This window comes from Tateyamaria sp. 7Alg 36 (genome assembly GCF_059882455.1).
In genome coordinates this window covers 3,532,445-3,543,278 of the sequence record NZ_CM187613.1, presented here as the reverse complement: position 1 = coordinate 3,543,278, position 10,834 = coordinate 3,532,445, and the positions used below count along the sequence as shown (strand labels likewise).

At 61.8% G+C, this 10,834-nt stretch carries 8 protein-coding genes; 2 read left to right on the top strand and 6 right to left on the bottom strand.

Features of this window, described 5'->3' with window-relative positions; translation table 11 throughout:
* Positions 1 to 629: 629 nt before the first annotated feature.
* Entirely contained in the window at positions 630 to 3,053 is a 2,424-nt protein-coding gene (locus AC6GQJ_RS17235) for an ATP-dependent helicase (protein WP_500770504.1), read from the bottom strand.
* Positions 3,054 to 3,138: 85 nt separating this feature from the next.
* Positions 3,139 to 3,597, bottom strand: coding sequence for a hypothetical protein (locus AC6GQJ_RS17230; RefSeq protein WP_500770502.1), 459 nt, complete (start codon positions 3,595 to 3,597; stop codon positions 3,139 to 3,141).
* Between the two features lie 129 nt (positions 3,598 to 3,726).
* Between AC6GQJ_RS17230 and AC6GQJ_RS17225 the strand changes: the two genes are divergently transcribed.
* The gene (locus AC6GQJ_RS17225; protein WP_500770500.1) at positions 3,727 to 4,866 is read left to right on the top strand and encodes an alpha-hydroxy acid oxidase; all 1,140 of its coding nucleotides are present in this window, start codon (positions 3,727 to 3,729) and stop codon (positions 4,864 to 4,866) included.
* On the opposite strand, the gene hisH is transcribed toward AC6GQJ_RS17225, so the two are convergent.
* Positions 4,863 to 5,504 (bottom strand): imidazole glycerol phosphate synthase subunit HisH, encoded by a 642-nt coding sequence (gene hisH / locus AC6GQJ_RS17220; protein WP_500770498.1) that lies wholly within the window; start codon positions 5,502 to 5,504, stop codon positions 4,863 to 4,865. The genes AC6GQJ_RS17225 and hisH overlap by 4 nt on opposite strands.
* Positions 5,501 to 6,088, bottom strand: a complete 588-nt coding sequence (hisB, locus tag AC6GQJ_RS17215) for an imidazoleglycerol-phosphate dehydratase HisB (protein ID WP_500770496.1) — start codon at positions 6,086 to 6,088, stop codon at positions 5,501 to 5,503. The genes hisH and hisB overlap by 4 nt, the downstream gene beginning before the upstream one ends.
* 190 nt (positions 6,089 to 6,278) lie before the next feature.
* On the opposite strand from hisB, the gene AC6GQJ_RS17210 reads away from it, so the two are divergent.
* Positions 6,279 to 7,271: an aldo/keto reductase gene (locus tag AC6GQJ_RS17210; protein WP_500770494.1), complete on the top strand. Its 993-nt coding sequence runs from the start codon at positions 6,279 to 6,281 to the stop codon at positions 7,269 to 7,271.
* 24 nt (positions 7,272 to 7,295) lie between these two features.
* Here the strand turns inward: AC6GQJ_RS17210 and AC6GQJ_RS17205 are convergent, their stop codons facing one another.
* Both AC6GQJ_RS17205 and AC6GQJ_RS17200 read right to left on the bottom strand, forming a co-directional pair.
* Positions 7,296 to 9,578, bottom strand: a complete 2,283-nt coding sequence (locus tag AC6GQJ_RS17205) for a TRAP transporter permease (RefSeq protein WP_500770492.1) — start codon at positions 9,576 to 9,578, stop codon at positions 7,296 to 7,298.
* A gap of 136 nt (positions 9,579 to 9,714) precedes the next feature.
* A complete protein-coding gene (locus tag AC6GQJ_RS17200) occupies positions 9,715 to 10,710 on the bottom strand; it encodes a TAXI family TRAP transporter solute-binding subunit (RefSeq protein ID WP_500770490.1) in 996 nt (331 codons plus the stop codon).
* Positions 10,711 to 10,834 lie beyond the last annotated feature (124 nt).

Here is a 10,834-nt window from a genome sequence, read left to right as displayed (position 1 = left end):
TCCCAGGGGTCGCCGTACACAAATTCCGCACCGAATGGTGCAACGCGATACATCGCCACGGTCTTCCTCCTCCCTGACCTGTCGATGTTGTAAGCACGGCGGCCCCTACCTCCTCCCAGGGGTCGCCGTACACAAATTCCGCACCGAACGGTGCAACGCGATACATCGCCAAGGTCTTCCTCCTCCCTGACCTGTCGATGTTGTAAGCGCGGCGGCCCCTACCTCCTCCCAGGGGTCGCCGTACCCAAATTCCGCACCGAATGGTGCAGCGACATACATCGCCAAGGTCTTCCTCCTCCCTGACCTGTCGATGTTGTAAGCACGGCGGCCCCTACCTCCTCCCAGGGGTCGCCGTACCCAAATTCCGCACCGAATGGTGCAACGCGATACACCGGTTGGCGGGTCTTCCTCCTCCCTGACCTGACAAGCGGTGAAGCAGAAGCGGCGGCCCCTCCTCCCAGGGGTCGCCGTTTTCGATTCTTGGGGGTTTGAGGGGCGTAGGGCGAAGGTGCCGCGCGGATCACCCTCGTGATCGGGGGCCGTTGTTCTCTATGGATCGGCTGTGTGGCTGACCGCTTCTTTCAGAAGCTATCCTTGCCACCAGTTGCGATCACTTTCGTGATCGTAACTTAAAACGGAATGTCGTCGCTGCTTGAGATGAAACGGGACACGACCTTTTTCACGCCGGCCTTTTCAAAGTCGATTTCAAGCTTGTCGCCCTCGATCCCCACCACCGCGCCATAGCCGAACTTCTGGTGAAACACCCGTTCGCCCATGGTAAAGCTCGACACAGCCGTCAGGTCGATCACGCTGTTGCGGCTTTCGGCGGGTTGCGACACGGGGCGCGTGCCGGACCGTTCCTGCAAACGCCGCCAACCAGGCGAGTTGTAAACATTCGCGTCCGCCGCCGCCTTGTGCAGATTGGACTCCGTCGACGGTGCCGCCGCGCCGTATCCGCCCCCGTAAAGCCCCGGAGGGGTCAGGACATCCACGTGCTCTGCGGGCAATTCGTCAATGAACCGCGAGGGCAGCGATGACTGCCACTGCCCGAATACCCGACGGTTGGCCGCGAAAGAGATGGTACAGACCTCTTCGGCGCGCGTGATACCCACATAGGCAAGGCGGCGCTCCTCTTCGAGGCCCTTCAGCCCGCTTTCATCCATGCTGCGCTGCGACGGGAACAACCCGTCTTCCCACCCCGGCAGGAACACCATCGGGAACTCAAGCCCCTTGGCCGCGTGCAGGGTCATAATCGACACTTTGGCCCCTGCATCGTCCTGTTCGTTGTCCATGATCAGCGACACGTGTTCCAGAAACCCTTGCAGGTTCTCGAAACTTTCCAAGGCCTTGACCAGTTCCTTGAGGTTCTCTAGCCGCCCCGGCGCTTCGGGCGTTTTGTCGTTCTGCCAATGGGCGGTATAGCCGCTTTCGTCCAGAATCACCTCGGCCAGTTCCACATGGCTGATCGGGGGCGGGCCGTATTCGCTGCGCAAGGGCGCAAGGCCTTCGTCGATAACACTGTCATCCTGCACCACTTCGATCCGCGGGCCGCGCAGCTTGCTGTTCCAGCGCGCGATTCCGTCCACGAGCGTGCGCAATTCGGTGCCGCCCTTGCCCTTGATCAGACCCTGATCAACCGCAATCCGCGCCCCTTCGACCAGCGACACACCATTGCTGCGCGCCGCGATCTGGATCGTTTGTTGCGCCTTGTCGCCAAGGCCGCGCTTGGGCGTGTTCACGATCCGCTCGAAGGCCAGATCATCCTCGGGGCTGACCACCACGCGGAAATAGGCCATCGCGTCGCGAATCTCCAACCGCTCGTAAAAACGCGGCCCGCCAATCACGCGATAGGGCAGTCCGATGGTCAGGAACCGGTCCTCAAACGCGCGCATCTGGTGCGACGCACGGACCAGAATTGCCATGTTATCAAGGCTGACCGGATCCATGCCGCGGGTGCCACGCTGGGCCGACTCAATCTCGTCCCCGATCCAGCGGGCCTCTTCCTCTCCGTCCCAATGGCCGATCAGACGCACCTTTTCGCCGTCATCTTTGTCGGTCCACAGCGTCTTGCCCAGCCGGTCCTGATTGCCCGCAATCACGCCTGAAGCCGCGCCCAGAATATGCGGGGTGGAGCGGTAGTTCTGTTCCAGCCGGACAACATGCGCGCCCGGAAAGTCCTTTTCAAACCGCAGGATGTTGCCCACCTCGGCCCCGCGCCAGCCATAAATCGACTGGTCGTCATCGCCCACGCAGCAGATGTTCTTGTGGCTTTGGGCCAACAGGCGCAGCCACAGATACTGGGCGACGTTGGTATCCTGATACTCGTCCACGAGGATGTATTTGAACCAGCGCTGGTACTGCGCCAGTACGTCCGGATGGTCCTGAAAGATCGTAACCATGTGCAACAGCAGGTCGCCGAAATCACAGGCGTTCAACTCTTTCAGCCGCGCCTGATATTGCGCGTAAAGTTCCACACCCTTGTGGTTGTAGGCCCCGCCATCGCTGGCAGGCACCTTGTCCGGCGTCAGGGCGCGGTTTTTCCAGCCGTCAATGATCCCCGCCAACTGGCGCGCAGGCCAGCGTTTGTCGTCGATATTTGCGGCGCGGATCAACTGTTTGAGCAGCCGGATCTGGTCATCCGTGTCCAGAATGGTGAAGTTGCTTTTCAATCCCGCCAGTTCCGCATGCCGCCGCAGCAGCTTGACGCAGATCGAGTGGAACGTGCCAAGCCATGGGACCCCTTCGATCTGACCACCCAGCATCGCGCCGACGCGGTTTTTCATCTCGCGCGCGGCCTTGTTGGTAAAGGTCACGGCAAGGATCTCGTTCGGGCGCGCCCGCCCCGTGTTCAGCAGATGCACGATCCGCGCCGTCAGCGCACGCGTCTTGCCCGTACCGGCGCCCGCCAGCATCAGAACAGGCCCATCGGCCTTTTCCACTGCTTCGCGTTGCGCAGGGTTCAACCCGTCAAGATAGGGCTGGGGCCGCGCTGCCATGGCGCGCGCGGACAGGGATGCGCCCTCAAAGGCGTCAAATTCGTCAAAACTGCTCATGGGCGGGGTTATAGCGCGCGCCCAAGAAAAGAGAAAGCTGTTCCGGCTATGTTCTTTGCCGCTGTCGCGGGGTTTCGCGCGCCGCCTAGTGCACGCCAGCAAGGGCGGGCAGCGCCTCTGCCCCCTGTGCGGGCAACGACTCAGGAACAGGGCGCGCCCGCCACATCAGCGGCGCAGGGCCAAGCTGCGCGCGCAAGGATGCAACCCCCAGCTTGACCGCCATGGCACTTGGCACATCCGTGCCGACAACACAGTGCAGCGATGGAAAATGCGGCGACAGATCATCCTGATCGACGGTCACATCCGGCGTGCGCAGGATCGACACGACAAAGGGATTGCGTTCTTCGGCCATGCCAAGGATGTCGCCCAACGCATCCCCCACCGTCGCCTTGTCCACCACCAGCAGATCGACCCCCAGCCGCAGGATACAGGTTTCGGCCACGGCGACATTGCCGGTGCCGGTCACATGAACACCGGCCTCCATCAGCTTGATAAGGCTGTGATCCCTGCGCGATGTCATGGTGTCGACAATAAGTGCCTGCATGGAAAATCCCCTTTGCTGCGGCGCGATGCGTGCATCATCATTGGCCCATGGTCCCTTAAAAAATGATTTAAATCTCTGGCAAATCTGAAGGGGCTGGACAGTGCCCGCCGCCCTGCGTCACATGGCGCCATGACACGCGACACCTCATATCCCGCCCTTGCCGATCTGCGCCGACGCGCACAATCGCGCATCCCCAAATTTGTCTGGGAATACCTCGACAGCGGCACGGGGGTCGAGGCAACGCGCGCGCGCAACCGGATGGCGCTGGATCGGGTCGGGCTGATGCCGTCGATCCTGCATGGCGAATTTGCCCCCGATCTGTCGGTCAACCTGATGGGGGAGACCCTGCCCCTGCCCTTCGGCATTGCGCCTGTGGGCATGTCCGGCCTGATGTGGCCCGATGCGGAACGCCTGCTGGCACGGGCGGCGGCGCAGTTGGATATTCCCTATACGATCTCGACCGTCGCGACCCAAGCGCCCGAGGATGTGGCGGACGATCTGGGCGCGCATGGCTGGTTCCAGATGTACCCGCCCCGCGATGAAACCATCCGCCGCGACATGCTGGACCGCGCCCGCGCATCGGGGTTCAAGACACTGGTGCTGACGGTGGATGTGCCTGTCGCCTCGCGGCGGGAACGCCAGACACGGTCCGGCCTGACCAACCCGCCGCGCCTGACGCCGCGTTTGCTGGCGCAGGTCGCACGACGCCCCGCATGGGCGATGGGCATGGCCAAGCGCGGGATGCCGCATATGCGGATGCTTGACGCCTATACCACCCCTGCGGCGGAAAACCTGCCGGTCACCGCGCATGTGGGATATCTGCTGCGCACAGCACCGGACTGGGACTATGTGAAATGGCTGCGCGATGCGTGGGACGGTCCCTTTGTGGTCAAGGGCGTGCTGCGCGCCGATGATGCCGCCCAGCTTGAGACATTGGGCGTCGATGCGATCTGGGTGTCGAACCACGCAGGCCGCCAGTTCGACGCCGCCCCCGCCAGTATCGAGGTGCTGCCCGATATCCGCAGCGCCACCACCTGCCCGATCATCTTTGACAGTGGCGTGGAAGGTGGTCTCGATATCCTGCGCGCACTGGCCTCGGGTGCGGATTTCGTGATGCTCGGGCGGGCGTGGCACTATGCGCTCGGCGCGCTCGGGGCCGAAGGGCCTGCGCATCTTGCCCATATCCTAAAGGCTGATCTGATATCCTGCATGGGGCAGTTGGGGGCGCGCAACCTGCGCGACCTGCCCGAACCGTTCCGTCTGGATTAAGGTTTCCACGTCAGGAAGTTACGGATCATCCGCAAGCCGATATCCTGACTTTTCTCGGGGTGGAACTGCATGCCCAGCATCGTGCCTGTCCCGATCACCGCCGTGACATCGCCGCCATAATCCACATGAGCGAGACGTTGTGCGGGATCGGCCACCTCGAAATGGTAGGAGTGCACGAAATAGGTGTGATCGCCATCCTTCACCCCGTCAAAGACAGGGTGCGGCGCGTCCAGAACCAGATCGTTCCAGCCCATATGCGGCACTTTCAACGCAGCGTCTGCGGGCGTGATCGGCACGACTTCACCGCCGACCCAATCCAGCCCTTCGGTGTCGCTATATTCGCGGCCCCATGTGGCCATCAACTGCATCCCGACACAGATGCCAAGGAAGGGGCGACCGCGCGTCTCGACCGCCTCCACCAGCGCATCGTACAAACCGCCAGTCCCGCGCAGTGCTGCGGCGCAAGCCGGAAATGCCCCGTCACCGGGCAGCACGATGCGGTCGGCCCGCGCCACCACATCCGCGTCCGAGGTCACGACAACCGTGCCCTCGCCGATATCCTGCGCCATGCGCTGGAACGCCTTTTCCGCCGAGTGCAGGTTGCCGCTTTCGTAGTCAATCAGGGCCGTCAGGCTCATAGCGCGCCCTTGGTCGAGGGGATGGCATCAGCCATACGTTGATCCACTTCCAGCGCGATCCGCAGCGCACGCGCCACCGATTTGAACGCCGCCTCGGCAATGTGGTGGCTGTTCAGCCCGTGCAGCATGTCCACATGCAGGGTGATGCCGCCATGGGTCGAAAACGCCTGAAAGAACTCGCGCACCAGTTCAGTGTCGAAAGTGCCGATCTTGGAGGTTGGCAGATCGACGTTCCACACCAGATAGGGGCGACCCGACAGGTCCAGCGCCGTGCGGACCAGCGCGTCATCCATGGGCAACAGGCAAGAGCCGTAACGCTGGATGCCCTTCTTGTCGCCAAGCGCAGCCGTCAGCGCCTGTCCGATGGCAATGCCCACGTCTTCCACCGTGTGGTGGTCATCAATGTGCAGATCCCCCGTGCAACGCACGGTCAGGTCGATCAACGCGTGGCGTGCCAACTGGTCCAGCATGTGATCAAAGAACCCGACCCCCGTCTGGTTGTCATAGATTCCGGTGCCATCAAGGTTCAACTTAACGGAAATATCGGTCTCGGCCGTGGTTCGGGTCTGGGTGGCGCGGCGCATGGTGCATGCCTTTCGAATGGTCTGTGTGGCATCTCTATAGGGGGATGCGCCAGTATCGCCAAGGGCTTGCACCACCCCTGCTGCGTGATAGCGTCAGCGCGGGCATCCGCGTGTCCCCGCGCGGTTTTGTTTCCGGCGCGATTTCGCGCTACACCCGCACGCAACACCGCGCATATTAAAAGGATCCGCCATGAAACGCCGTACCCTGCTCCGCTCTGGCAAGAGTGTTTCCGAAATCGGTCTGGGCTGCATGAGCTTTGCCGGATTTTACGGCCCCTCAAGCGAGGCCCAAGCGCATGAGACACTGGCCTGCGCCCGCGATCTGGGCATCGATTTCCTTGATACGGCGAATGTCTACGGGCTGGGTCTGTCAGAAGAGATCATTGGGTCTTTCCTGAAGGGCGACGCGGGCGACTTTACCATCGCGACCAAGGCGGGCATCTGGCGCGACAAGGAACATGGCAATCGCGGTTTCAACAACAAGGCGGACTATCTGCGCAGCGAACTTGAAGGGTCACTGCGGCGTCTAGGGATCGACCATGTCGATCTGTTCTATGTCCACCGCCGCGACCCCGAGGTCGAGGTGGAAGACGTGATGCACACCCTTCTGGCCCTGAAGCAGGAAGGCAAGATCGGCGGCATCGGCTTTTCCGAAATCGCGCCCACCACACTCCGCCGCGCCGTGGCAGTTGGCCCCGTGGATGCGGTACAAAGTGAATATTCCCTGTGGACGCGCCAGCCCGACCTTGGCCTGCGCCGCGCGTGCGAAGAGTTGGACGTGGCGCTTGTGCCCTATGCGCCGCTGGGACGCGGGATTTTCGGCAATGTCGATCTGGACCCGAGCGGATTTGGCGAGATGGATTTCCGCGCCAAGAACCCGCGTTTTACCGCGCCGAATTTCGCGATGAACATGGCCTATGTCACCAAGTTCCGCGCCCTTGCCGCGGATTGTGGCACGACGCCCGCCGCGCTGGCGCTGGCATGGTGCCTAGCCCGTGGGCCACGGGTGATCCCGATCCCGGGAACGCGCACAGCCGAACACCTGACCCAATGTGCAGCCGCCAGTGCGTTCAAGATGACGGATGAGGTGATGGATGCGCTCGACACCATAATGCCCTCGGGCTGGGCGCATGGTGATCGCTATTCCCAAGGTCAGTGGAACGGGCCCGAGGGCTATTGCTAGCCGCTCGGGATCGTTTAACGCTGTTTAGTCGAGGCCTTTGACCGCAATCTGCGCGTCCGGTGCGGGCGCGATGACCTTTTGAACAAAGAACAGCGCGGCAAACATCGCGACCCCGATCAGGTCCGTGACCAACCCGCCCGATATCATGAACAACGCGGCCACAACGATGCCGATCCGCATGAACCATGCCGCGCGCGCGCCAAAGAACCAGCCTTGCACCCCAGCCGACAACAGGAACACGCCGAAGGTCGCAGTCACGGCCGCTTTCAGCACGATGAACCAGTCGCCCTCCATCAGGATGGCCGAGCTGTAGAAGAACATGAACGGCACAATGAACGCGGCGATCCCGATCTTGAAGCTGGCCATCGACGTCTCCATCGGGTTGGACCCCGAAATGCCCGCCGCCGCATAGCTGGCCAGCGCCACGGGCGGCGTGATGGCCGACAGGACGGCAAAGTAGAATACAAAGAAGTGTGCGGTCAGCGTGGGAATGCCCAATTGCACCAGACCGGGTGCGACGACTGAAGCCGCCACCGCATAAGCCGCCGTGGTCGGCATACCCATTCCCAGCAGGATCGCGATACACATGGCAAAGAACAGCGCCAACAACTGGCTGACCCCCGCCAGATCCAGCAGCAGCGCCGAGAACCGCGCGCCCACACCGGTCAGGGAAATCACCCCGACGATGATGCCCGCACAGGCACAGACTGCGATGATCTGGATCGACATGATACCGGCCAGCTCGAACGCCTTGAGGATCGACCGCAGCCCCATCCGGTGCGGTGTCAGCCACGACACAACCGCCGCCGCAACCGTGGCCAGCGTACCGGCACGGATCACGGAATAGCCCATGAACAGCGCCACGATCAGGATCACAATCGGGATGAACAGATAGACCTGCCGCACCAGCTTGTTGAACTTTGGCAACTCGTCCTCGCGCATGCCGCGCATGCCCAGCTTGGCCGCTTCGAAATCCACCATGAAGTAGATCGACACGAAATACAGAACCGCCGGAATGATCGCCGCGATGGCGATGTCGGTATAGGGAATGCCCGTGATCTCGGCCATGATAAAGGCCCCTGCCCCCATGATCGGCGGCATGATCTGCCCACCTGTGGAAGCTGCGGCCTCAATCGCGCCGGCTGTCTTGCGATGATAGCCGACCTTTTTCATCAGCGGGATGGTCAGCGATCCTGTCGCCACCACGTTGCCTGCCGAGGTGCCGTTGATCATGCCCATCAAACCGGACGCAAAGATCGCCACCTTGGCCGGACCGCCACGCGCACGCCCCGCGGCGGCGAAGGCGAAGTTCACGAAATAGTCGCCAACCTTGGACGCCTGCAGGAAGGCCGCAAAGATGATGAACAGAATGATATAGGTCGACGACACCGCCGTGGTTGGCCCCAAGATACCCGCGTCGGAATAGACATGGCCAAAGAAGCGCTGCCATGAATAGGCGTTGGTGACTGCCAGAATGCCCGGCATCAGGTGCGCGGTGAATGTGTACAGCAGGAAGACACCGGTGATGATCACGAGGGCAAGGCCCGCCACACGGCGCGTCAGCTCCATGATCATCGCGGCCCCTGCGGTGGCAGCAAATGCAACCCCGATGGGCACAAAGGCCGTTCCAACCGAATTGCGCGCCGCCGTGCCGTAGATCGCCACGAAATAGACCGCGACCACGATCGCACAGATCGCCAGCGCGATATCCCCCACGACAAAGGCGCTGCGGTTGCTACGTTCGACCCAGCCCAGAACGATGGCGCCAAAGGTCGCCACCAGCAGCGGAATGCCGAACCAGCGCACTTCGGAGGCGTAAATGTCTGTACCCGGGAAGGCCGCCCACGTGGTCAGCCCGCCCATTTCAGGCAACGTGCCCGAATTGATCAGCCCGACAAAGCCGATGGCCGTGATACCCGCCACACAGGCGCAAACTGCCAAGGCTGCACCGATGGCCGATAGCACCATCGACCGGCCCCGAGCCGCGTCCGTTTCGGAAAACGTGTGCGAGGCAAAGACCAGAAACCCGAGCGCCAGTGCGCCCGCGATGTGGATGATGCGGAAATTCCAAGTCTCAAGCGGGAATTGCGGCAGAAACCCGATGTCGATCCCCGTCATCGACGACAGCGACACACCGTTCAACGCGATCATGTGGAACGCCGCGTAGACGGTCGCAAAGGCCGCGATCAACATGGCAGAGGTGCCACTGAACATTCGGCGGTTCTGCTCTACCGGTTCTTCGTCGACGCCTTCGGCAAGAACAATATCGTCCGTCACGCTGTGTTGAGAATTGGATTGATCAGTCACGAAAGCATCCCCCGCTTATATCGCCACCCCGTCGCCTTTGCGGTTCACAGGTCTTATACAAGAATGCCTGCGCCCATGGTGAAAAGGCGCAGGCAGTTTGCGTGTTACAAGGCCGGTTGCGGCCCTTGCGCGGGTGTTATCCGCCGTGGATCATGCCTGCGTCAATGGAGGCACCGGCGTTATCGGTGAACCATTTTGCCGCACCGGGGTGCCATTTCATGACAGTGTTCTTGTCCCAGAACTCAGGCAGGGACGAACGCGCCGCACGGTGTGTTGCCACCATCCGCTCATTGTCGGACATAACCGCATCGACCACCGCGTAGACAAAGCTTTCTGGCAGGTCGCAGTTGGCAATGGCGAAGTTCCACATAGACACGGAACGCGCTGGCGCTTCGAGTGTGGTGTAGCTGTCGGCAGCGATTTCGAAGGCCGCGACAGGGAAGGCTTCGATGATCTGGGCCTGCTCTTCTTCGGTGAACTCGAGGATGTTGATCTCGGTCTGGACCTCAAGCTGGGACACCGCTGGCACCGGCACACCGGCAGCAAAGGCGATCACGTCCAGCAGACCATCCTGAAGCTGACCACCAAGGTCGGCCCAGCCGCCATTGCGGCGGTCAAATTCGACGCCCAGTTCTTCCATCATGCGGGGGAAGTAGGTGTCGGATGTGGAACCCGCGGGGCCGAAACCGATGGCTGCGCCTGCCGGAATGTCAGAGACCGAGTTGATGCCCGAGGATTTCAGAACCGTGATCGAGAACGGTGTCTGGTACATCGGGAACATCGCGCACGCGCCTGTCATTTGCAGACCGGGTGCGATCGGGTTGGTCCCGTTGATGGATTCCGCTGCAGGGCCCATCGTGGTCATGCCAAAGGCAAGGTCGTTGGAGTGCACAAGCGCCATGTTCTGCATCGGGCCGCCGGTCACTTCCGCGCCGCCGTTCACGCCCAGCACTTCGGACACGATCCCTGCCCAGCCGGAGCCGTAGCCGAAATATGTGCCGCCTTGCGAGCCGGTGCCGACGGTAAAGCTTTCGGGCCAGCCTGTGCGGTCTTCGTGGCCGTCCGCATAGACGGCTGTCGCGCTGATCGCAGCCGTGGCCGCCAGCGCAGTGATTTTTGTCAACAGTGTCATCAGGTTCAATCCTCCCAGAAACCTTTTTTCCGCAGCAAGCGGCAACTGGCCCTCTTCCTGAAAGGCCCGCCGCGCTGCGTCAGTACTTGAATGTGGGCGATGGACCTGTGTGTGTAAACCCGAT